The organism is Streptomyces venezuelae ATCC 10712 (genome assembly GCF_008639165.1).
GTDB classification, from domain to species: Bacteria; Actinomycetota; Actinomycetes; order Streptomycetales; family Streptomycetaceae; genus Streptomyces; species Streptomyces venezuelae.
The window spans coordinates 6,080,789-6,103,887 of record NZ_CP029197.1 but is presented as its reverse complement, the minus strand read 5'-3'; the positions used below and the strand labels follow the sequence as shown (position 1 = coordinate 6,103,887).

General features: G+C 70.5%; 24 protein-coding genes. 23 read left to right on the top strand and 1 reads right to left on the bottom strand.

The features are described 5' to 3' along the window. The first annotated feature begins 149 nt into the window (after window positions 1–149). The 23 genes from DEJ43_RS28170 to DEJ43_RS28055 all read left to right on the top strand — a co-directional run bounded on the left by DEJ43_RS28170 (window position 150) and on the right by DEJ43_RS28055 (window position 22,681). Window positions 150–614, top strand: coding sequence for a hypothetical protein (locus tag DEJ43_RS28170; protein WP_041664268.1), 465 nt, complete (start codon window positions 150–152; stop codon window positions 612–614). A gap of 128 nt (window positions 615–742) precedes the next feature. Continuing rightward, window positions 743–1,162: a hypothetical protein gene (locus DEJ43_RS28165; protein ID WP_015036793.1), complete on the top strand. Its 420-nt coding sequence runs from the start codon at window positions 743–745 to the stop codon at window positions 1,160–1,162. Beyond that, the gene (locus tag DEJ43_RS28160; protein ID WP_015036792.1) at window positions 1,159–2,013 is read left to right on the top strand and encodes a hypothetical protein; all 855 of its coding nucleotides are present in this window, start codon (window positions 1,159–1,161) and stop codon (window positions 2,011–2,013) included. Before DEJ43_RS28165 ends, DEJ43_RS28160 begins: the two co-directional genes overlap by 4 nt. 727 nt (window positions 2,014–2,740) lie before the next feature. Further along, window positions 2,741–3,481, top strand: coding sequence for a hypothetical protein (locus tag DEJ43_RS28150; protein ID WP_041662987.1), 741 nt, complete (start codon window positions 2,741–2,743; stop codon window positions 3,479–3,481). A gap of 40 nt (window positions 3,482–3,521) precedes the next feature. Continuing rightward, window positions 3,522–3,923, top strand: coding sequence for a hypothetical protein (locus DEJ43_RS28145; protein WP_078508759.1), 402 nt, complete (start codon window positions 3,522–3,524; stop codon window positions 3,921–3,923). Beyond that, a complete protein-coding gene (locus tag DEJ43_RS38715; RefSeq protein WP_015036788.1) occupies window positions 3,808–4,359 on the top strand; it encodes a hypothetical protein in 552 nt (183 codons plus the stop codon). The genes DEJ43_RS28145 and DEJ43_RS38715 overlap by 116 nt, the downstream gene beginning before the upstream one ends. Continuing rightward, window positions 4,356–5,180: an SPDY domain-containing protein gene (locus tag DEJ43_RS28135; RefSeq protein WP_015036787.1), complete on the top strand. Its 825-nt coding sequence runs from the start codon at window positions 4,356–4,358 to the stop codon at window positions 5,178–5,180. The genes DEJ43_RS38715 and DEJ43_RS28135 overlap by 4 nt, the downstream gene beginning before the upstream one ends. 26 nt (window positions 5,181–5,206) lie before the next feature. Beyond that, complete coding sequence (locus DEJ43_RS28130) at window positions 5,207–6,025, top strand: SPDY domain-containing protein (RefSeq protein WP_015036786.1); 819 nt, start codon at window positions 5,207–5,209, stop codon at window positions 6,023–6,025. 201 nt (window positions 6,026–6,226) lie between these two features. After that, window positions 6,227–6,640 (top strand): hypothetical protein, encoded by a 414-nt coding sequence (locus DEJ43_RS28125; protein ID WP_015036785.1) that lies wholly within the window; start codon window positions 6,227–6,229, stop codon window positions 6,638–6,640. Continuing rightward, a complete protein-coding gene (locus DEJ43_RS28120; RefSeq protein ID WP_015036784.1) occupies window positions 6,637–7,386 on the top strand; it encodes an SPDY domain-containing protein in 750 nt (249 codons plus the stop codon). Before DEJ43_RS28125 ends, DEJ43_RS28120 begins: the two co-directional genes overlap by 4 nt. A 34-nt stretch (window positions 7,387–7,420) precedes the next feature. Next, window positions 7,421–9,217 carry a type IV secretory system conjugative DNA transfer family protein gene (locus tag DEJ43_RS28115; protein ID WP_015036783.1) on the top strand — a complete coding sequence of 599 codons (1,797 nt, stop codon included), beginning with the start codon at window positions 7,421–7,423 and terminating at the stop codon, window positions 9,215–9,217. Window positions 9,218–9,274: 57 nt separating this feature from the next. Then, a complete protein-coding gene (locus DEJ43_RS28110) occupies window positions 9,275–9,847 on the top strand; it encodes a hypothetical protein (protein ID WP_015036782.1) in 573 nt (190 codons plus the stop codon). Between the two features lie 2 nt (window positions 9,848–9,849). Further along, complete coding sequence (locus DEJ43_RS28105; protein ID WP_015036781.1) at window positions 9,850–10,569, top strand: SPDY domain-containing protein; 720 nt, start codon at window positions 9,850–9,852, stop codon at window positions 10,567–10,569. A gap of 173 nt (window positions 10,570–10,742) precedes the next feature. Next, window positions 10,743–11,708: a hypothetical protein gene (locus tag DEJ43_RS28100; protein ID WP_145953720.1), complete on the top strand. Its 966-nt coding sequence runs from the start codon at window positions 10,743–10,745 to the stop codon at window positions 11,706–11,708. 241 nt (window positions 11,709–11,949) lie between these two features. Further along, window positions 11,950–12,483, top strand: coding sequence for a hypothetical protein (locus tag DEJ43_RS28095; protein WP_015036779.1), 534 nt, complete (start codon window positions 11,950–11,952; stop codon window positions 12,481–12,483). After that, complete coding sequence (locus DEJ43_RS28090) at window positions 12,480–12,788, top strand: hypothetical protein (RefSeq protein WP_015036778.1); 309 nt, start codon at window positions 12,480–12,482, stop codon at window positions 12,786–12,788. The genes DEJ43_RS28095 and DEJ43_RS28090 overlap by 4 nt, the downstream gene beginning before the upstream one ends. 114 nt (window positions 12,789–12,902) lie before the next feature. After that, window positions 12,903–13,313, top strand: a complete 411-nt coding sequence (locus DEJ43_RS28085) for a hypothetical protein (RefSeq protein ID WP_015036777.1) — start codon at window positions 12,903–12,905, stop codon at window positions 13,311–13,313. Between the two features lie 159 nt (window positions 13,314–13,472). Beyond that, on the top strand, window positions 13,473–14,357 hold the full coding sequence (locus tag DEJ43_RS28080; RefSeq protein WP_071892506.1) for an adenine nucleotide alpha hydrolase family protein: 885 nt from the start codon (window positions 13,473–13,475) through the stop codon (window positions 14,355–14,357). After that, complete coding sequence (locus DEJ43_RS28075) at window positions 14,354–15,634, top strand: DNA cytosine methyltransferase (protein WP_015036775.1); 1,281 nt, start codon at window positions 14,354–14,356, stop codon at window positions 15,632–15,634. Before DEJ43_RS28080 ends, DEJ43_RS28075 begins: the two co-directional genes overlap by 4 nt. Beyond that, entirely contained in the window at window positions 15,634–16,779 is a 1,146-nt protein-coding gene (locus DEJ43_RS28070) for a DnaB-like helicase N-terminal domain-containing protein (RefSeq protein WP_015036774.1), read from the top strand. The genes DEJ43_RS28075 and DEJ43_RS28070 overlap by 1 nt, the downstream gene beginning before the upstream one ends. Window positions 16,780–16,792: 13 nt before the next feature. Beyond that, the gene (locus tag DEJ43_RS38620) at window positions 16,793–18,076 is read left to right on the top strand and encodes a DUF317 domain-containing protein (protein ID WP_015036773.1); all 1,284 of its coding nucleotides are present in this window, start codon (window positions 16,793–16,795) and stop codon (window positions 18,074–18,076) included. Between the two features lie 551 nt (window positions 18,077–18,627). Continuing rightward, window positions 18,628–21,693: a hypothetical protein gene (locus tag DEJ43_RS38325; protein WP_015036772.1), complete on the top strand. Its 3,066-nt coding sequence runs from the start codon at window positions 18,628–18,630 to the stop codon at window positions 21,691–21,693. 178 nt (window positions 21,694–21,871) lie between these two features. After that, window positions 21,872–22,681, top strand: coding sequence for an IS5 family transposase (locus DEJ43_RS28055; protein ID WP_051025940.1), 810 nt, complete (start codon window positions 21,872–21,874; stop codon window positions 22,679–22,681). A 9-nt stretch (window positions 22,682–22,690) separates the two neighbouring features. Here DEJ43_RS28055 and DEJ43_RS28050 read toward each other — a convergent pair whose 3' ends face one another. After that, window positions 22,691–22,993 (bottom strand): WhiB family transcriptional regulator, encoded by a 303-nt coding sequence (locus DEJ43_RS28050; RefSeq protein WP_015036770.1) that lies wholly within the window; start codon window positions 22,991–22,993, stop codon window positions 22,691–22,693. Window positions 22,994–23,099: the final 106 nt, after the last annotated feature.

Below are 23,099 nucleotides of genomic sequence, written 5' to 3'. Positions count from 1 at the left end.
GCTTCTGATGCACGACCCTCCGCAACGACGCAGGCCACCACCCCAACCGCCAACGAAAGACACGCGACTTGAAGCCCCAGACCAGCAACCCGACCTCGAACGTAACGCCCAGCAACCGGAATTCCCCGGGAGTCAAGACCGCCTGGACCGTGATCCACAGCTGTGGACACGAGGTACTGCACAACCTCTCCGACCGGGCGGCCGACCGCCGGTCGGGGTTCGCCCGCTGGCTCGCCGGCCGAGAGTGCACCGACTGCTGGAAGGCCGCCCGCGACGCCGACACCGTCGCGAAGGACCAGTGGCTCGCCGCCCGCCGCGCGGAGGAACAGGCCGCGGCCGTCGAGTGGGCCGAGCGGTTCGACATGCCCCCGCTGGAGGGGTCCGAGCGGGCCCTGGCCTGGGGCGAGCGCTCCCGGTTCCAGCTCGTCACCGCCGCATACACGGCCCTGGTCAGCGAAGGCACCTGGGACGAGGCGGACTGGGCCGTCCTGGAGGACAAGATCCGTTCGATCAGCCGCGCCGGGTGGTGGATCGACCAGCGCGACGCCGACGGCGCCGATCTCCCCGACGCTGCCACGAGCGCCGACGTCGGCACCGAGAACCCGCACCGCTGACCGCCTGCGCACCGACGGGAAATCGCACATATATAGCGCACGTTCGCCGGTTAGCCTAACCGGCCGATTTCCAGACCATGGAGTCCTGCCCCCAACGCCACCTGCGGCTTTCTGCGGAAGGACCCACCGTGCCCGAACCCACCCGCCCCGTGTTCGCCCCCGTCGACACGATCACCTCCGACCGCGACATCACCCACGCCCACTTCGCCCCCGGCGACCAGATCGTAGTGATCAAGGGCGTAGCCGACGGCGAACTGTGGGGCGAGTCGATGACCGTCGTGGCGCCCTCCTGGCACACCCCGACCGACGAGGACGGGTGGCGGGTACGCAACCCGCTCGGCGGCTCGCAGTCGTTCATCACCGCCCACCCCCGTTACCTCGTCCACCTCTCCAAGCGGTGCCCCGACTGCCTGATCTACCTGCGGGCCCTGGAGGACTTCCTCCTCCCGAAGGTCGTCGGCGCGCAGGAGGTCGACCTCGGCTGGTACCGGGTGACCAACCTCGGCCAGCTCGTCCATGCGGCCGACGCAAAGGCGGCCGGCCGGTGATCATCCGCATCCACGAGCGGGCCGCCGATGCCGGACCGGTCCTGGCCGATGCTCTCGGGAAACCGCTCACGTACGAGACGGCTCTCGCCACAGAAATCGTCGTCGCTCACGTGCCGGGTTCGGACGCGTTCTCGGCCGACGACGATCCGGCGTCGTGGACCTCGGTGGACTGGGCGGAGCACGTCAACGAAACCCTGACCGAGCATCCCTTCACCGTGGGCCCTGGGCAGGACCGGCGGGCGGTCTTCCACCTGACCGTCCGCCTGGCGCCCGACGACCGGGCGTTGAACGGGCCGGAGTGGTCCGAGGTCGCCTTCAGGATCGCCCGCGCCGCCGGCATCGAGATCCCCGGCGACGACCAGGGCTGCCGGTCGGTCGCCCTCCAGGCCCAGCCCGGCCAGGTCGACCTGATCGCCAACCTCATCCGGCTCGACGGCACCTGGCAGCGCCAGCCCTCCGGCCTTCCTCGCCGTCTCGCGTTCGAGGCACGCCGGCTGGAGAGCGACCTCGGCCTCATCACCCCCGGCGCCCTCGCCGCTACGCCGTCTCTCCCGGACACGGCGAGGGAGACGGCCGCGCGGCTCACACCGCTCACGGACGTGACAGGTCCGCTCGCCAGCGCCCGCCGCGTCATCGAGATCCAGTCCCAGCTCCTCGTCGGGCATCCGCACGCGCGCCTCCGCGCGGCCGGGCACCGACTCGAGTGGACGGCCCGGCGCCTGCACGACCTGGACCGAGATCTCACCACCACCGTCGCCGAACTCAGCCACCCGCCTGCCGCATCCGCACCTGCGCCTGCACCCGGCGCCCCCTTCCCTCGCACGGCAGCCAGAGCCGGATCGCGGCCATGACGTAGAGGAAGTACCCGCTTGGCGCTCAGCGACCGCCACATCGAACTGCGCCGCGATCCGCACTCCGGCGAAGTCCTCGCCCACGGAGGCGATCCGGAAGCCCACAGCATCCTGCAACGCGCCGGCTTCGTCCACATCCTCCGCCGACACGAGCAGTACCACCGCCTCCCCACCGGCCTCGACCAGGCCGCCGAGGAAACCCTCGCCACCGCCGCGGTGTCCGCACTCCGCTCGGTCGGCTACTGGGTCGCCTGCGACGCCACCTTCGACACCGACCAGCGCACCTCCCACTATCTGCCCCTCGGGGCGCAGGTCGCCGCCCTCTCCGACCAGCTGCGGCGGGCCTCCACCACCCAGGACGCAGCAGCCGTCCTGACCGAGCTGACCGCCTCCCACGACGGCGTCCTCGCCGGTCTCGCCCAGGTCCTGGCCTCCGCTGGCGAGTTCCTCGAAACCCTCGACCAGGACTCCGACCGGCAGACCGCCGCCACCGTGCGCGGCCTGAGCGGACACCACCTCGCGGTCATCACCGCCCAGCTCCACCAGCTGCGCAACGCACTCACCGACCGGCACGAGGACCCCCCGCACGCCGCCCCTGCCCCGGCGAAGTCGCGGACCACGAACGCGAAGCGTCCGTCCACTGCCCCTGCCCCGTCCCCGCCCTGCCGCCCCGGCCGGCCGCCCCGCCACCGGCCCGGCGCCGTTGACCCACGCACCAAGGACTGCCTTGCACGACACCGACCCCAGCGACCTCGAATCCTTCGCCACCATCCTCGCCGGCGAACTGCCCGGCCGGTGGACCAGCCAGTACCACCCCGACCACGGCGGTACCGACTACGACCACATCACCACCGCTGTGTGGGACATGGACCAGACAGCCCACGCCATCGCCTCCCACGCCGTGACACACTGCGCGGTCCTCACCCGAACCGACGACAACACCCGCCTGCTCGTCATCGACCACCTCGGCCAGGCCGAAGGCTTCCTCGTCGCCGCCCTGGCCCCCGCCGACCTCCCCGACGCCGCGTACGCGGGAGTCCGCGAACCCGACGGTCTCGCCGTCCCCGCCGACCCGTTCCACGCAGCCGAGGCCACCACCCTGCACCTGCTCCCCCGCTACGCGGACGCCCTGGCACACGCCCGCCGCAATACCGCCGCACTCGACGCCCCGCTTCCCGAGCAGGTCGACCTCACCTGGGCCGACGACGCCCTGACCACCCCGGTCCCCGACTCCGTGGCGTTGGCCCGGCTCCTGACCGACCACGGCTTCGTCCACGACACCCGTCAGGACCTGCTCGTGCTGCCCGGCGATGACACCGCCCTCCAGGCCCGGTACGTCCGGGCCGTCGGAGCCCTGCTCGCCGAACTCGGTGTCGGCGTCGGGATGCGGCACCCCGCACCGCCAGCACCCGCCACGACCCGGCCGCTGCCCGCCCGGCCGACGACCTCCGCCGCGCGCAGCCGATGATCTCTGCCGCCGACCCCAACCCCGCCCCTTGGAGCATGTCTTGAACCTCGCGGACGACAACAACACGGACGTGGAGATCTACCGCAAGGCCGACCACCCCGATCGCCTCCACATCGTCACCAGGACAGGCGCCCCCGAGGAACTCCTCGCCCGGCTCGATGCGTCCGGTCTGGAGCGTCGGCAAGAGGTGACCGAAGGGCCCGTCTACACCTGGCACGAGACCCCCGGCGGTCTGGGCCAGAGAGCCCAGCGGCAGCTCGCCACCCGCGCGATCCTCCCGCTCCTGATCGCAGGGTTCAACGTCAACATCGACCCCGAGGAACTCGATGTCACCGCCTGGGCCCAGAGCATGCTGGCCCACCGCGCCTCGCAGAAGCCGAACGCGGATCCCTCCCAGCCTCCGCCGCCCCCGGCCGCCGGCCCGCCGGGCCCCCGGCGCTGACCACGCCCCGGCTCGCACCGATCCCCGCTACTGGAGCCACGCCCTGAACCAACAGCCCACCCCCCGTACCTACGGCGCCTACCAGGCCCGCAGCATCGCCGCCCGGCTCGACCACCTCAACGAGTACCTGACCCGGCCCGGCACTCCACCGGACACCGTCGCCGTCCTGGCCGACGTCTTCGACCCCGAGCACGGCGCCCTTGGCGCGTTCACCACTCTGGCCGCGACCGCCAGCCGCTTTGCCCAACAGCAGGCCACGCAGGGACTGCTGCCGCCGGAGGTGTGGCTCGCCCTGGGGCGCGCCGCCAACGAGCTCAACGACATCGGCCTCGACCTCGACGAGCACCTCGACACCCTGGCCGCCGCCCGCACCCCCTCCACCACGCCCGTCAAGCCGCCCGTGCCGGTTCCCCTCGTCGTACGGAGGCACCGGTGAGCCCTCGACAGCACCCCAACTGGGGGGCCGGTGACCAGGCCGAGCAGCACTACCTCGTCGAGCCCCGGCATCTGGCCGGCGGCGGCGACATCCGGCACGTGACCGAGTTCCTACGCGCCTCCGGCTGGACGGACCGCTCCGTCACCGGCGGGCCGCTCGTCTTCGACCGCGCCGACCACCTGGTACGCGTCGTCTACGACCCCATCGAACACCCCAACGGACAGCACCCTGGCGGCTGGCACATCCAGGGCCAGGCCACCGCGACCGAGGCCGCCTGGCGGGTCACCTTCACCCGGCAGACGCCGGTGGAGATCGTCGCCGGGTTCACCGACGCCCTCACCCGAGACCGATCTGCCCATGCCCCCAACCCGTGGTCGCCGCTCCAGCAGCAGCAGTGGGAGACCGAGCGCGACCAGCACTTCACCGCCATCAGCCCCGACCGCAACGCCTGGCTGCAGTTCCACCAGAACGAGCCAGGTCAGGCACACTGGTGGGCCGGGGCCCGCACCGAGCACGGCCGGACCTGGGACGCGGTCTTCTCCTCCACAACCCCGATGCACCTGATCGAGAACTTCTCCGCCGCGCTCGCCGACCCTCAACCGGCCATGCGGCCCCGCGGACACGTCCCGCCCTCGAAGTGGATCCAGGTCACCTCCGTATCCGTACGGCCCTCGGAGCTCAGCGCCTGGCAGCAGGCCCGGATCACCGCCGCCCGCGCCACCACCTGGGGGCGTAACTCCTGGGCCGCCGCCCGCGCCCGCACGCGTAAGCCCGCTCCCGCCCGCCCGTACGCAGCGAGCGGCGGAGCCCGTACCCGATGAATGCCACCTGAAGGAGCAGCTCCTCCGTGATCGACTCGCGTCAGCTGGATGCCTTCAACGACGACTACCTGAGCAAGCTCGGCTCGCCGGTCTCACCCCGCTACCTGGCCGGCCCCGGCGATCCCCGGCACATCACCCACGCTCTGTACGCCGCCGGTTGGACCGTGCACTCCGATCCCCTGCACCCGGTCATCCGCATGAAGAGCCCCGACCGTGAGCACGAGCTCGTCTTCAAGCCATCCCCTCACCACTTCCACGGCTGGTGGAAGGTCCACAGCACGCTCGGAGACAACTGGTACGCCTCGTTCAGCGGCGACGCCCCCGTGGAGATCATCGCCGGACTCACCGACGCTCTCGTGCGCCCCACGCCAGACAGCGCCTCCGATGACCTGGCCAGCATCCTCGCCGAGCAGGGCTGGAAGCACACAGCCGACGGCGACGGCGGGCACAAGATCGTCTCCCCCGACCGCACCACCGTGGCCGAGCGACGCGTCTCGCCCTCCATGGGCCTGTGCGGCTGGGAAGTAGAGGTCGCCCGGAACTGGGGGCCCTACGGCCCCGAGGGATTCCTGTGGCGAGTGGCCCTGGACTCGCGCGCCCCTGGCCACGTGCTGAACGCGATGGCCACCGCGCTCTGCGACCCGGCTCCCGTGCTGCGTCCCCGCTTCGAGATCGATGAAAGCCCCCACCTTCACGTAGGCCGGGAAGTCGGGATCGGCACCCGCATCGTCACCGCACACCGCAATCGCCTCGCCCAGGCCAGCGGCTACCGGCCCGCGCCCCCCACGATCACCACCCCCACGGGCCCCATTTCACCGGCAGCCGCCCCCGCACGCCGCCGCTGACCCGCAGTCGGCTAGCCTCCCCCACCCCGCACCGAAGGATCCGCCCTGAGCACGCCCTCCCACTCCCACCCCCTCCTGCTCGCACAGCTGAAGACCTTTCTGACGGAGAGCGAGACCATCCTCGCCGCCTGGGACACCTACTCCGACGAGCGCTCTGATGCCGAAGGCCGTCCGATCGACGAAGTCGCCTACGGCTGGCGCATGGTCCAGCGTGACTCCGAGACCTGGCGAGCATTCCTACCCGTCCGGCCCGGCGCCCGTCGGCTCCTCGCCACAGCCTCCGTCCAGTTGCAGCACCTCCCCGCGGGCGACATCTCGCCCCAATGGGCGTACCGGCTACGCGAGCTGAACCGGGCCCTCGACCGGCTGGACGAACTGCGCCGCGAGCACGCCGAGGTCCGCGAAGCCCACCGCGCCGCTCCTGACTCGCCGGAGAAGTTCGTCGACTCCGTCGCCGAGCGCAACGAGGAGGCATGGGGCTACCTCGACACGTGGGCCACCGTCGGCCACACCCTCCTCGACATCCACGCTGCCGCCCATGAGGCGCCCGCCCGGTGGATACCTGTCCCGACTCCAGCTCCGGCGCCCGCCCGCCCGGCGGGGAGGCGCTGGTGAAGACCCCGAAGGTCGCGCAGGCGCTCGTCTCCCCCCGCTACTTCGCTGGCCCGGGCGACCCGGCGTGGGTGACCGCGGCTCTGCACGCCGGCGCCGGATGGAGCCACGGGCAGGACCCGCTCATGCCCCGCGTCATCCTGACCAGCCCGGACCACAAGTCCATGCTCCGCCTGGAACCGGCCCTCAACGAGCCGTGGTGGCACCTCTCCCACCGTGACGGCCGCACTGGTGCGTGGCAGGCGTCGTTCGACGGCGCCACCCCCGTCGAGCTGATCTCCGCGGTCACCGACGCGCTCAGCCACCCCGACTACAACGCCGCAGCGATGGCCGAGCCGTACAGGGTGCTCACGCGGGCTGGATGGGACGTCGCCTCCACCAGCGACTTCCGCTCCCCGGACAGCCGTGTCCGAGGGGAGCGCCACAACTACTCCGGCAGCACCGACTGGCGCATCACCGCCAACCTCTACACGGACGACCCCGTGTGGAAGGCCAGGTTCTCCGGCGCCACGCCCCGGGTGCTCGTGGCCGCCTTCCTCGCGGCTCTCGCCGACCCCGAGCCGGTGCGCCGTTCCTCCGAGCAGACCCACGGCCTCTCCCTCCACCGGGTCACCCTGCAGTGGCAGGAACAGCCGGCGGAGAGCGTGGCCCGGGTGCTGCCGGAGCGGATCGAGCAACTCGCCGCCCGCCGCGCGAGCCCGCCGCCCGCGCCACCGACGCCCCCACCGCCGCGCCGCCACACCCGCTGACGCACCCCGCCCGCACCGTCCAAGGACCCTCCGCTTGCGATCCGCCCCCTCCTCCAGCTCCGACGGCTACGACCTAGCCCTGAAAGTGCTCCTCGCCGCCCTCGCCGTCGGCCTTCCAGCCGGCTCCATCGCCTGGCTGAGCAGCAACATCGCCGCCTGGGCGGCAGGCACCGGCCCTTGGGTTCCCTACCGCCCAGGAGACGCCCTCCTTCGCCCCGAACAGCTCTGGCCAGCAGCGGGAGAAACGTCCCTGCTCCTGACCACGCGCGTCATCCCCGTCCTGCTGACCTTGCTCCTCGCCGTCGCAGCCGGCCTCCTGTGGATGCGGTACAAGAACCGGGCCGGCGGCAGCAGGAAGAAGACCGTCGCCGGGATGGCGACGGCCCGCGACATCCAGCCGCTGCTCGCCAAGGCCGTTGAAGCCAAGGCCCGCTCCCTGCGCCCGAGCCTGAAAAACGCCAAGCACATCGCCCCCCGCGACGCCGGCATCCTGGTCGGCAACCTCGCCGGGACCCGCCACGAGGTCCGCATGGGCTTCGAGGACGTGGCCGTCGCGATCATGGCCCCGCGCTCCGGAAAGACCACCAGCCTGGCCATCCCGTCAATCCTGGCCGCCCCTGGGCCCGTCCTGCTCACGTCCAACAAGGCGGCTGGTGACGCCTATACGGCGTGCTTCGACGCCCGCTGCCAGGTCGGGCGGGTGTGGTCGATGGACCCTCAGCAGATCGCCCACGCCGAGCGGACGATGTGGTGGAACCCGCTCGCCGACGCCAAGACTCTCGACGGCGCGGGACGGCTCGCCGGACACTTCCTCGCCGCGAGCGTCGACGCGAGTCAGCAGGGCGACTTCTGGTCGAAGGCTGGATCCAACATCCTGGCGCAGCTCTTCTTGGCTGCCGCACTGGACGAGCGGCCGATCACGGACGTGATGGGATGGCTCGCCTTCCCGGCGGACCGCACCCCGCTGGACATCCTGCGAGACCACAAGTTCACCGCGGTCGCTTCCCAGCTGAAGGGGACCGTGGAAGGCCCGCCGGAAACCCGTGACGGGATCTACGAGACCGCGAGGCAGTACGCCGCCGCCCTGCTCAACCAGGACATCGCGGCCTGGGTCACCCCACAGAGCAGCGTCGCCGAGTTCCGCCCCGCCGACTTCGTCACCTCCACCGACTCCCTGTTCCTGCTGTCGAAGGACGGCGGAGGCGGCGCGAGCGCGCTGATCGCCGCGTGCGCGGACTCGGTGATGCGGGCCGCGACCGCCCAGGCCGAGCGCGCCGGCGGGCGACTGGACCCGCCGATGCTCGCGATCCTCGACGAGGCCGCAAATGTCTGCAAGATCAGCGATCTCCCCGACCTGTACTCGCACCTCGGCAGCCGCGGGATCATCCCGATCACCATCCTGCAGTCCTACCGCCAGGGCCAGAAGGTGTGGGGCGACGCGGGCATGGACGCCATGTGGAGCGCGGCCACCGTGAAGATCATCGGTTCCGGCATCGATGATCCGGACTTCGCCGACAAGCTGAGCCGGATGGTCGGAGACCACGACGTCGAGACCACTTCCACCTCGACCTCCGAGTCCGGGAAGTCCACCTCGGTGTCGATGCGGCAGGAACGGATCCTGCCCGCCGACGCGATCCGCGCACTGCACAAGGGCTCTGCCCTGTGCCTGGCCACCGGTATGAGGGTCGCCATGCTGGCCCTCCGCCCCTGGTACGCCGAGCCCGGCTCCGACGAACTCGCAGCCGCCTCTGCCCGCGCGTCGAAGGCCATCACCGCCCGCGCCATCGCCAAACAGCAGCCGTCCCAAAGCGACTTCGACCAGGCCGCGTAAGGAACTCCCCCCTGACCGGCCCAGCCCTGTCCGCACATCCCCTCTTCGTGGAGACCAGTGAAGATCATCGACCTCGCCGAACAGACCCGTCTCCTCGGGCTCCTGCCGGGCGAGCTGGGCGACCTGCGCACCGAGATCGACGGCGTCCGGGCCGGCGAGATTGCCCGGCCCGTACGGGAGATCGCGCCCATCGCCGTACGCACCCACCAGCTGGCGATCAGGTGCCTGCAGCAGCTCGACGCCCTTTCGACCAGCCAGTACGCCGTCATGAAGAACGGGCACGAGAACCTCGCCTACATGTCGGAGGCAGCCCTGCGGATCTCCGTCGCCGCCTCCCTGTGCGCGTACGGCATCACCGGCCGCACCGAAGCCCTCCTCTACGAGGACGGCGACCGGACGGCGGATACCAGCCGCAGCTACCTCTCCGCGGCAACGGAAGAAATCGATCGCGCCGCTGGCACCTACCGGGGGCTCGCCCAGAACCTCTCCCGGCGTCTGGCCTCCGCCGCCGCCCGTGCCGAGGACCAGCTCCTGATCGACCGGGCCACCTCCGCGACGCCTCGGCCAGCCCTGAGCGCGGCGCCATCCGCGCCCACACGGGCCGATGCCTTCTCGACCCGGAGCAGGTAGTCATGGAGAGCACTTCCACAGACCGCTTCTTCGTGTCGCCCCGGCACCTGGCCGGCACGGGTGACCGCCTCACGGATGTCCTCGGCCCCCTGATCCACCTGTTCGGATGGGACCACGTCCACGATCCGGCATCCGGCCGCATCAGCGTGGACAGCCCAGGTCACGACCTGCTGCTGGACTTCGCACCGACCCACGCCCACGGGACATGGTGGACGATCGCACACCACGATCCCCTCTGGAAGATCACCGCGACCCGCCTCACCCCGCTCGAACCCCTTGCCGCCATCACCCAGGCCCTGCCCCAGCTCCTTGGCGACACGAGGCATGCCGACCGGATCCCCCTCACCGCCCGATCGGTCCCCGAGATCGCCGACCTGAACGGATGGACCACGGACGGGGCCTCGTTCACCTCCCCCGACGGGCACTGCACCATGCACCACGAACCGGGCGGGCCCTGGCGCGTGGAGCACTCCGTGTACGACGGCTTCGGCACCCACTGGTCGCTCCGAGCCGAAGGCGACCTCCCCGAAGAGCTGGCCGCCCAGTTCCTCACCTTCCTGGCTACGCCTGACCCGGTCGAGCGCGCCCATGGCGACATCCCGTTCCTCGCTCTCAGCGAGGCGAGGCTGACGCCGCTCAACGGGAAGCAGCCGCTGGGCGCGCACGTCACACACGCGCTCGGCGGGCTGGGCGACGCCGCCTCGCGGGGGCGAAGCCGATGACGCAGCCCGGTGACACGCTCGACCAGACACCGCTCGCCGCTCACGTCCTCGAGCTGGCCGCCACATTCGGCAGGCCGTCAGGCCCCGCCCTGAGCCCACGGCCGACAGCAACGGCCACGAACTCCTCCGACCGAACCGGCACCGGGGTCCAGGGGCCAGATGAAAGAACGCACATGAACGACTCCTCCTCCAGCGAAGCGCCCGGTCCCATCGCCCAGTCGACGCCTGCGGGCCGACGCACGGCCTGGCCGAAGGAGCGGCGACGAGACCGCTACATGTGGGAACTGGCCCGCGGGCAGATCTCCGCGTTCGGTGAGGCCAAGCCACTGGCGTCCTGGGCCGAAGACCCCCGCTGCGCGGTCAACCGCGAAGCCCTGCGGACCCGGCTCGCTCTCGGGTGGCTGCCCGAGGACGCCATCACCCGGCAGCGCCACGATAAGCCCGTACTGGAACACACCTTCCAGGAACGGACTTTGACCCTGCGTGGCTGGGCGGACCAGTCCGGGATCAAGTACCACACGCTCTACAACCGGATCGCGAAGTTCGGGATGACCTTCGAGGAAGCTCTGCTCAAGGGAGCCGACGGCCCGGACTTCACCATGTACATCACCGCCTTCGGCGAGACCAAGCCGCTGTGCCACTGGGGCGTCGACCCGCGTGCCAACTGCAGCACTACCACCATCCGACGGCGCCTCACCCAGGGCTGGGATCCCGAACAAGCCATCGTCGAGGAGCCACAGAACCGCTCGACCCTGGGCACCGGCATTCCCCATAGGGCCTACGGCCTCAGCATGGGGCTGGAGGACTGGGCCCGGCACACCCAGATCCCCGTCGGCACCCTGCGCTACGCCATGGACCAGCACGAACTTCCCTTGGAATCCGCACTTCATGCCCTGGGCTGGAGCCCTCAGTCGGAGCCTGCCGCGGTGCACGACCTGATCACCATCACCGCCGACCAGCTGCTCCCGGGCGACCGCGTGCTTGGCATCACCACAGAAGGCTCCCCCGCACCCGTACTCACCGTACGTAGGCCGCCAGCCGACCAGCGCCCGCAGCCGGGCGTGCCCACCTCGCTGCCCTCAGCGCAGGCGCTCCCACGTCTCGCACGCCCTTCCTCCGCTGCCGGCCTTCGCCGCTGACCCGGCCAGCGCGGGCCCGGGAAGGCCCCCTGCCGGTCAGGATCAGCCACTTCCACCCGCGCAGCCCTCAACCACACCCCTCTTCGGGATGGCCCGCTGACGGACCCGTACCGAGCCACCCCTTCTTACGAACTGCCCTCTTCTAAAAGGAGGTTCTCCCACGTCCCCCGACATTCCGACGGCGCACGACGTCGCTCGCGCACTCGCCGACCAGATCCGCCCCGGCGCCGCGCCCCGTGACGTGACGGTGCACTTCGGCGTCCGCCGGCAGGCGGCAGCCGACTACAACCACCGCTCCCGCGGCGGCCCAGTCACGGGCTTCGCCCAAGTCATTCACGCCACGCTCTTCGGACTGCCCGCAGACGACGATCCGCTGCCGACCGCGCTGGACGAACTCCTCCAGGCCACCCACATCGCGACAGCACGCGACCAGCAGATCGCCATTCTGCGGCAGGTCGCCGAGCAGATGCGCAACGCCGCGGAAATCATCCAGCGCTACCAGTACCGGGCCCATTGGGACCAGCTCCCCGACAACGCCGCCGAACAACTCCGCGAGGCCCTCGACCAGGCCCAGCTCATCGCCACGACCCTCGATCGGGTCGCCCCGGCCTTCGAAGCCGAGCCTGCGGGAACCCCGCCCGCCAGCCCGGCCACCGCCGACTCCGAAGCCCGCAGCCGGACAGAGCCGATCAGCCTCACCACCAGCCGCTCCGGGCCCGACCCCACCCCGCTGCCGATGCCTCCCGTCGCAGGCGGGACGGGACGACAGCGATGACGAGCACACACGAAGCGGATCGAGAGTGGGTGGCGGACGCTCCTCCTGCCTCGGTCCTCACCCTCGCCAGCCAGACCACACGATTCCGCGACCGCCTCGCCGCCCTGCAGTTCGGTGAGTCCAGCGCCCCGGCCAGGGCCCTGGATCTCGCCGAGCGCGCCGGCGCCCTCCGCCAGGCCGCGGAATCGGTGGCGGCCGAGCTCGGCACGGTCCGGATCTACAGGAGCCCGGCCCTCGGTGACACGTTCAGCCGCCTGCGGCTCCTGGCCGCCCAGGCTCAGCTGGCCGACGAGCATCTGACGTAGGTCAGTGTCTACCTCGGCGAGCTGGCACCTGAGGAGCGCGCGGCGCCGCCGTACCCGCCCGGACATGTTCTTGACACCCTCCTCGACGCCGGTCGCCATCTACGCCAAGCGGACATGCTGACCGCGCTGGGTGCGCCCGACGCGGTGGGCGCCGCCACCGGTCTCGCCGTCGCCCTCCGCTCCAAGAGGGCCGACGTCAGCAGGCCGCAGCCGATGTCGCCCGCGCAGTACGCCGCGCTGCACGCGGCGGCGTCCGGGTACGTCACGGTCGAAGCCCACGGGACCGGGGAGTGGGCTTCGACCCGACACGACCGGATCTCGATCACGATGGCGACCGTCCGGTCCCTGGAATCTCGCGGCTGGGTCCTGCGCGAAGCGCGCCGCCCCGTACCCGGTTCTCGGTCGGTCCGCCTCCACCTGACCGACACCGGATGCTTCGCCCTCGCATCGCGCCTCGGCAGGGCCCCTGCAGACACGCGTCCTCGGACGACGGCTGTCCAGCCCGTTCGGGCACGCACCCGCTGACCGAGGAGGGCCCCTTCCAACGCCCGGTTGCCCCGCCTCGCCTCCCTGGCTCCTCACCCCGCACCGGCCCTCCCCCGCCCCTACATCACGGCTCTCTTTCACCTCGCCCAAGGAATTTCCATTTCTCGCTCGCCCTCCCCCACCCCCCAGTTCCGCGCCCTGTCCCTCGGTGCCGGAGTTCAGTCCAGCACCCTCCTCGCGCTCTCAGCGGAAGGAATCCTACCCAAGATCGACTATGCGATATTCGCCGACACAGGCTGGGAACCCGAATCCGTCTACCGCCACCTCGACCGCCTCGAAGAAGAGATAGCAACCCCTGCCGGGATACCGATCCTTCGCGTCTCCTCGGGCAATATTCGCGACGACGCCCTTAACCCCGATCACCGCTTCGCTTCGATGCCGCTCCACATCCTGAACAGGGACGGTCGACCTGGGATGACCAGGCGCCAGTGCACCGGGGAATACAAGGTCAAGCCCATCAAGAAGACGATCCGGAAGCTCCTCTACCCGTACCCGACCCGTGTACCGAAGGGTGTTTTCGTCGAGCAGTGGATCGGCATATCCACCGATGAATTCCACCGCGCCAAGGACGCCGACGTCCAGTACATGCGGAACCTGCACCCGCTCATCGAGATGGACTGGTCCCGCTCTGACTGCGTCCGCTATCTCACCTCTCTCGGCCTCGCCGACACCCCGAAGTCCAGCTGCCTCGGCTGCCCATTCCACGGCAATGCCCAGTGGCGGCACATACGCGACGCCTCCCCTGCCGAATGGGAAGACGTCGTGGAATTCGACGCCGCCATCCGCCAGGGAAACGCACGGGCCAACGCCACCGGGAACAAGCTGCTCGGCGAAGCCTTCCTCCACCGTTCTCGCGTCCCCCTCGACCAGGCCCCGATCGACCATGTCACCGCCGCGGAACGTGCGGCACTGGGCGACGAGGCGGCCTCAGCGCTGGAAGACGGGGTCGTCAACGGCTGCTCTCCCTGGTCGTGCCGCGGCGAAGCCGACCCGGTCCAGGACGACTTCGGGCTGACGGCGTGATCACGGGCCGCGATCTCGTGATCGACCTGTTCGCCGGCCCGGGCGGTTGGAGCGTCCCTCTGCGCCGCTTCGGAATCCGGGACGTCGGACTGGAGTGGGACGAGTGGGCGTGCAAGACACGGGCCGCCGCCGGCCTGCTCACCATCCGTACGGACGTCGCGATGTATCCGGCCGGGATCTTCGCCGGGCGCACGCGCGGCTTCATCGCCTCCCCGCCGTGCCAGGCGTGGAGCATGGCGGGGAAGCGTCTGGGGCTGGTCGACCAGCCGCTGGTGCACCAGGCGGTCGCCGATCTCGCCGCCGGCCGCGACACCCGCGAGAAGCTCCTCGGCGCCTGCCGGGACGAGCGCTCCCTCCTGGCGGCCGAGCCGATGCGCTACCTCCGCGCCCTCGCCTCGGCCGGCGAGCCGGACTGGGTGGCGATGGAGGAGGTCCCCGACGTCCTCCCCCTATGGAAGCAGTACGCCGCGATCCTGCGGTCCTGGGGCTTCTCCGCCTGGACCGGAATCCTCAACTCGGCTGACTACGGTGTCCCGCAGACGCGCAAGCGAGCGATCCTCCTCGCCTCGCGCGTCCGAACTGCCGAACCCCCGCCGCCGACGCACGCCCGCTTCGCTGAGCCGGAGACCCTCTTCGGACCCGGCCGCGAACGGTGGGTGTCCATGGCCGAGGCACTCGGCTGGGGCGCCACCGATCGCCCCGTGCCGACCGTCTGCGCCGGTGGTGGACCCGGCGGTGGCCCCGAGCCCTTCCCTTCCGGCGCCCGGAAGACCCTGGCCGACGCGCGCGACCGCGGGACATGGACGGAGCCCCCGGCGCTATCGGACATCGTCCTCAAGCCCCAGACTCGCGGCGCGGGTTGGACGGCCAGGCACGGAACTCGCGGCAACAGCCCAGCCTCCGGACCGGCCCCGACGTGCACCAGCAAGGCCACCCACTGGACCTGGGCCCTGCGCAGCAACAACCAGCCCAACGCAACCGTCAGAAGCATCGAAGAGCCTGCGGGCACGCTGTTCTTCGGTCACCGGGCCAACGAATGCACCTGGGTCGCCCACCCGGACCACGTCCAGGCCCAGGAGACGCCGGCGCCGATCCGGATCACGGCCGCCGAGGCCGGCACCCTGCAGACCTTCCCTGCCGACTACCCCTGGCAGGGAACCAAAGGCGCCAGGTTCTCCCAAATCGGCAACGCCGTCCCGCCCCGGCTCGCCGCATACCTCCTCGCCCCGCACCTCGACCGCACGCTCACCGCTGACGACTTCACGCTGGCCGCCTGATGCACCCCACCCCCGACACCGATGCCGAGGATCTGTACGAACCGACCGAGCGCCCCCCGCTCCACTACGCGGAGCAGGCCCTGCTCGGCGCCGTCCTCCTCCAGCCAGCGCTCCTACCGGCCGTGGAAGACCTCAGCCCCTCGTTCTTCGACAGCCCCGTCCACGGCGCCGTCTTCGCCGCGATGCGGGAGGTCCCCACGCCGGAGGAAATGACCAGCAGCACCGGGCTCACCTGGCTCACGGCGGTCCTGGCCAAGGCCCGGCCGCAGGCGCCGGGCCTGACCCCCTCCTACATGCACACCCTCATCTCCGCCTGCCCCCAGCCCCAGCACGTGGCCGCGTACGCCGCCGTCATCCACGCCGAGCACGCCCGGCACACCATCGGCCTCTACGCCGAGCAACTCGCGCAGGCCGCCACGGACACCGCCGTGCCGGACAGGCCCCGCCACGCTCTCTCCGCCGCCGACACCCTCGCCAGGCACCTCGATCGCCTGGCCGAACGGTTCCCCTCCCACGCCCGCCCTCTGCCCCGCACCCCTCTGCCGCCGACCCCTCGGCCGGCCGAGGGGGACGAAGACCGGGAGGGCGAGCAGTGGTTGCTCGCCTGCTCCGTGTCCCGGCCGGAGCGGGTCCGGGAGATGCGCTGGCTGACCGCTGACGACTTCCTCGACCCTCTCCACGCCGGCCTGTGGCAGGCCGTGACCGCACTGGCCCACCGCGGAGATCCCGTGGACCCGGTCACGATGCTGTGGGAGGCCCAGCAGCGCGGCCTCCTGGCCACCGGTATCGCCCCGGCTGCCGTGATCGCCCTGCTGTCGGAGCCCGTCGGCTCCGCGGACTACTGGGGGGAGCGGCTGCTCGAACGGAACCTGCTCGCCCGAGCCCTCCTCGCGGCCCGGCAAATCACTGCGTACGCCTCGGACCCGGCCAATACCGTGCACCAGCTCGTCACCGGCAGCCGCCGCGCACTCGCCGACCTGCACACCGTCCGCAGCCGCTGGCAGAACGCCACTCGACCGCTACCGGCTTCTCTCCCATCCGCTGAATCCACCAGCCCACGAGCCGGTCCTCGCGGTCCCCTCACCACCCAGCGCGCCCCAGTCCCTCCCCCGGCCCGGCAGCCGACCGCCGGCCGAGTCCCCTAGCCGAAGGACCCCGATGCCCCACGCCCCTGCCAACGCCCAGATCCACTTCGCCCTCCAGCCCGACCACCACCCGGGTGTCATCGCCACCACCAGCGGCCCCACGGCCGACGCCGCCCGCTCCCACCTCCACGACCTCGGCTGGAGCAGCACCAGCCCCACCACCATGGTGCTCGCCCGCATCGACCGCGACGAGCCCCACTACGCCGACACCGCGGCCGAACAGCTGAAGCGATACGGCTTCACCGTCGACATCGCACCCGGCCTCCAGGACGAGATCAACACCGAGTGGGAATGGAGCAACTACCCCTTCCCCTGGTGCACGATGGAAGAAGTCCGCGAGGTGAGCGCTGAAGCCCAGCGCATCCATGACGACATCGCCGACGGCCGTCTCGTCGTCCACCTGCACGCCGACGACGGACAGAACACCGTCGCCGTCGCCAGCTACACCACCGGCGTCCGGCGCCACGTCCACCTCCACGGCGAGAACCATGTCCGGCAGGTCACCTCCACGTTCAAGAGCGAGACGGAGGCCATCGCCGAGTTCCACCGGCTGTACTCCGTCGCCGTCCGCCCCGGCCCCGCCCCGCTGACCGACCTCGAACGCACCGTCCATCAAGTCCTTACGGGAGCAGCGCAGGCCGATCACCGGAGGACCGTGGCACCCACAGCCGAGCCACCTACCGCGAGACCTGGCGAGCACGAATCATTCCTCCAGGCCCTCTTCGACGGCCTCCCGCAGTGGGAGAGGTATCGGCCGTTCGACGAAACGACCATCGCCGTCCACGAATCCCTTCTCTCCCGGGCCGAGTTCGATCACGAGGCCCGCCACCGCACCGACGTCGCCTGGATGATCGCCGAATACAACGGCCCAGTCGGCGAACGCCTGTGGCACACCACGATCACCGCCGGCACTCCCACCCTCCTGATCGCGGCGATCCTGCAGTACCTCGACGCTCCTCCGGTCTGGTCCGGCGAAGGCCCGCACGAGATCCTGCGGGCCGCAGGCTGGCACCCCGCGAGCCACCCCGCCCACACCAGCTGGACCGCGAAGGACCGCTCGATCACCTTCGAGCACGCCCCACATTCAACGACCGGCCGCTGGACCGTCCACGGCGGCGACAGCCTCGACCGCGCAGCATGGACGATACGTCTCTCCGCCTGTGCCTCCGAGGACCTCCTGGCCGAGCTGGCCTCGACCGCCGTAGCGCTCGCCCCCACACCTCGTGCGAAGGCTCTTCCGGCGACCGCCGTTCGGCTCCCGGCCGCCGGCCCTCAGCCTCGCGCGTATCGCCGTTGAACGGCACGTCCTGCACCTGGACGCGCCCACAAGGGCGTCCCAGCAGCTGCCACCGACGGCGCCCCTCCTCCAACAGGATCCGCTCCAGCCCTCACAGACTTACTGCTCGTTTCAGAAAGAGTTTCGGAGCTTCCGGAGTCATGTGCTGCCAACCCGGATCAAGCACAGGCTGGTCTCCTCCATGGGCAACAACGGGCTTTGGCGCGTGGTTACTCCGCTCCTCAGTTCGCACCGGAGGGCAGAGGCCGCCGCGCCGTACGCACTGCGGCCTTGATCCGTGCGATCCCTGTGCTCCGAGACCAGGAAGGCCGTGCGGTCAGCGTCATGAAGCCCGTCAGGTGGGAGGGCATCCCCCTCAACTCCATGCTGTGGAAGCGTTATTGACCTCTCGGGCGCCCTTTTCTGGCCATTTCCGGAAGAGCTTGCTGCTGCTGTGAACAAACTGTGTAGCTTTCGAGCGTTACGGAAGGCGTCGTTGCCTTTGCGCCAGACGCCGTGGGGCCTGGCAGCCCTGGCGACTGCCCTTCTCTCCTTCTGAGACGGGACACTTGATGAGCACTCCGAGCACCGGAACACCCGCGACCACCTCGGCGAGTACGCCTGCCGCGTCCGAAGCGGACAAGACGATGCTCGACGGCCCGACGCCCAAGGACCTGCTCCCCACCACCGGCAACTACCCGACGGAGATCGTCCGGTACCGCTCGGTGGTGCTCACCGACATCCCCGGGGCGAAGCCGGCACGCGCCCTGACCGGTGCCATCGACCTCGGCGAGGAGAACCTGCCGTTCTACGACCGCCCGGCCGAGGGCATGATCGTCACCACTGAGCAGAGCTGGTCGGCCCAGGGCGTCACGCTCGGCAGGCTGCTGCACAGCCTCGCGCTCGCGCCCGGCGAGAGCACCAGGGTCGCGGTCGTCGACTGGCAGCGCACCACCCGGGCCACCGGCACCGAGACGGCGTCCGAGGCCGAGGCGCTGTCCGGGACCACCGAGCAGAATCGGTCGATCAGCGAGGTCGCGAACGCGATCGCCCGCGAGGAGCAGTACGGCGACTCCCAGGGATTCCAGGCCAGCCAGTCGTCCAGCTCCGGCGGCAGCGTCGGCGTCGCGCTCTTCGGTATCGGCGGCGGCGGCAACTGGAGCAAGTCGTCGAACGCGGGCATCGCGACGTCGGTGTCGCGCTCCACGGGCGTGAAGACGGTCGCGGCGGAGGCGACGCAGCGGATCAGCGCGCGGACCCAGCAGCTTGCGACCGCGGCCCGCAGCCGGAACATGACGGTCGTGCGCGAGACGACGCAGACGGAGAAGGACCAGGTCTTCACCCGGGTCGTTACCAACTACAACCACATGCACGCGATGTCGGTGCAGTACTACGAGGTCGTCCAGGTCTACAACGTGACGACCAGACCGACCAAGCTGGAACGCTGTCTGTTCATCCCGCTGCAGGAGCTCACCTTCACCCACACCAGCCTCCAGCGGTACAAGGAGGTGCTCGCGTCGGTGGCACCGGTCGACTGGGCGGCAAAGATCCGCGCGGCCAACCCGTTCGACACCACCGTGCGCAAGCTCGACGCGTGCTCGGCACCGGAGATGCCGGATCGCCAGGAGTTCGACGGGGTGGAGCTGACCGACATCGCCGCTTCGGCGATGGGCGTGTATGGGGTGCGCAAGGCCGACGGCAGCCCGGTCCGGTTCGACCCGGCAACCCAGCGGTGGAACCCCTTACCCACCACGGGTCTGGGCGGCGGTCTGATCGGCATCGCACCGGCCAAGGACAGCGTCTGGGCGCTCAGGACCGACAAAGCAGTCATGCAGTTCGACGGAACGACCTGGCGAATGGATCCAGCAAGTGGCTGGGGGCTGCGCATCGCCTGCGGCACGGACGGCACGCTCTTCGTCGTCGGCACCAACAACCTCATCCACCAGCGCGGCCCGAGCTCATGGGTGAATCTGGGTATCACGGCCGACGACATCGCCGTCACCGGCAAGGACAAGGTGTGGTACTCCCGGCAGGGTGTCGTCTACGAGCGCAGCGGCACCGACGGGATTCGGCGGAACGGACCGGGCGTGCAGCGCCTGTCCGCCACGTCCGACGGTGCGCTCTGGGCCGTCGTCCAGTCCCAGTCCAGCGGCGAGACGGCACCCCTGCTGGTGGAGTCCGGTGCGACGACCGTGATCCGTCCCGCGACCAACGGCCTCCAGAGCATTACCGGACTGGCGCAGATCGCCTCGGCCGGCGCGGACTACTGGGTCCTCATGAGCAACGGGACCGTGCGCCGGATCATGGGACGAGAAACACAGACACCCTTCGACGACCAGCCGAAGGCGGACTCTTCTTACGCGTCCCGGATCGACGTCTGGTCCGACACCGACGGCATCCGCGGCGTCCAGGTCGTCTTCCCGAGCCACACCTTCGGCTGCGGCGACATCGGCGGCGCCGGCGCACAGCAGGCGTCCTACACCTTCGGCGGCGCCGACAAGCTGATCTCCTACGAAGCCTGGTCCGGCAAGGCAGCCCGCGGCAGCCTCGCCGGGCTGCGCCTGAAGATGACCTCGGGCGTGGCGAACTTCGGCGTCGCCGCGACCACCACCGTCGCACCCGACCTGTCCGAGGACGCCGGCGGCGCCTCGACCATCTGCGGGCTGTTCGGCTCGACGGTGAAGTCCGGCAGCCGCACCTACGTCGCGTCGCTCGGGTTCCACGTGCGGGGCGGGAACGTGCCCCAGGCGGTCCTGGACCACCTGAACGACAACAGCCGGCACTACAGCCAGGCCGTGTGGGCCAACGCCGACGAGCTGACGCTCAGCCGCATCCTCGCCAACTACTCCTACACCCCCGCGGGCTCGACCGCCGCGCCGGTACCGCTCGGCACTCTGCTGGACCCGAAGCCGATCGCCGCCACCGGCAACTACCTCGGCTTCCGCTGGAACTTCGCCAGCGAAGAAGAACGGGAGGAGTGGACCGACTCCCGCAAGGCGGGCGACAACACGTTCGGGGCACCGGCGACCAACACGATCGCGATCGCCACCAACGGCGTCTTCGCCGAGGCCGTCCTCGGCCGGTCCAACTCGGCCGAGAAGATCGACCTCACCCGCTTCTGGAACTGGAAGGACTCGCCCATCCAGATCACCCCCGCCGACATCGCCCCCATCTCCACCGCCTCACGCGCACAGAACCTCGACACCACCGCGGCCGGCATGGGCGCCTCCCAGGCCAAGTTCACCCCGCTGGTGGCGATGCCCGACCCGAACGGCCTGCAGGCGGTCCAGGCCATGACCACGGCCAACCTGTTCCGCGACATGAGCGGCCTCACCCAGATGAGCCAGATCCTCAGCAAGGGCATCGAGGCAGCAGCCACCAACGACAAGGAAGCCGGCGTCCGCGCCCAGGAAGCCCTCAAGACCGCCACCGAACACCTCCAGAAGATGGCCCAGATCGCGGTCGACGCCGCCGGCAAGGCGGCACCGCTCGTCACCGGCGGAGCCGGAGGCGGCAACCTCAGCGCCCTCGGCGGCATGCTCAACCAGGGCGGCAAGACCGACACGCCCCAGCCCACCCCCGCGCCGGCGTCCGGGGCCACCCCCGCGTCCGGCGGGAACTCCGGCACGAAAGCCTGACCACCGCGCCGAGTGGGTCCGGGTCACCGCCCCGACCCACACGGCGCCCCCCAGGGCAGCGGCAGCCGTCACGGGACCGTCCGGAGGCGGATTTCCCGCATCCCTTCGCCCAGGCCGCCCCCTTCCGGATGAGTTGAACCCGGGCCCGTCCGATGATCTTGACCGGCAGGATGGCCAGGTGCGTGCTGCTCTTGTTTCGGACGACCTGTGGGAGCGGGTGGCTCCGCTACTGCCACCTGCCCCCGTGCGGCGCCACCGCCACCCCGGACGACTTCGCGTTCCAGACAGGACAGCTCTCGCCGGCATTCTGTACATTCTGTGGACCGGTGCTTCCTGGCGCGACATCCCCGCCGAGACCGTGGGCTGCTCCGGAGTCACGGCCTGGCGCCGATTGCGGGACTGGACCGAAGCCGGAGTCTGGCCGCGCCTGCATGCCGCCCTGCTGACTGAACTGCGCCGCACAGATTCTCTGGACCTGGACGACTGCGCCGTGGACGGCTCGCACGTCCGAGCCCTCAAAGGGGGAGACCATGTCGGCCCCTCACCAGTCGACCGGGCCCGCCCCGGCTCCAAGCACCATCTGATCGTTGACCGGCGCGGCATCCCACTCGCCGTCATTATCACCGGCGGCAACCGCCACGATGTGACCCAGCTCTTGCCGCTCCTGGACGCCATCCCGCCGATCCGAGGCATGCGCGGACGCCCTCGCCGCAAGCCCCGGCGGCTATACGCCGACCGTGGCTACGATTTCGACAAGTACCGCCGCCTCCTGTGGAAGCGTGGCATCAAGCCGATGATCGCCCGACGCGGCGTCGCCCACGGCTCCGGACTGGGCAAGGTGCGCTGGGTGGTTGAACGCGCCTTCGCCTGGCTGCACCAGTTCAAACGACTCCGAACCCGCTACGAACGACGCGCTGACCTCCACCAAGGTCTGCTCGAACTTGCCTGCAGCATCATCTGCCTCCGACGGCTCCGAGCGGCATTCTGAAACGGTCAGTTAGGCGGAACGGAGCCCAGAAGGGGTCAGCACTGCGTCGTGCTCGCGGCGAGCTGCTCTGAGGAGATCGGCCCAAGACCGTACGGTGGGCCGGCGTTTCAGCAGCGCCCGCCGCTCCCGTTCCGTCATACCACCCCACACGCCGTGCTCGATCCGCTCGTCGAGAGCGTGAGCAAGGCACTCGGCGCGCACAGGACACCCTGCGCACAGGGCCTTTGCGCGGTTCTGGGCTGCACCCTCGACGAAGAGGTCGTCCGCGTTCCCCGCCCGGCACAGCCCAAGCGACGCCCAGTTTCCATGCATCGGATCCCCCCGACCCCTCCCTGAGGCGCTTCCCTCACGGCTGCCCTGATTTCTGAAACAGGCACGCTACGGAGGCACATGCAGGAGGTCTACACCCCGCCTCACA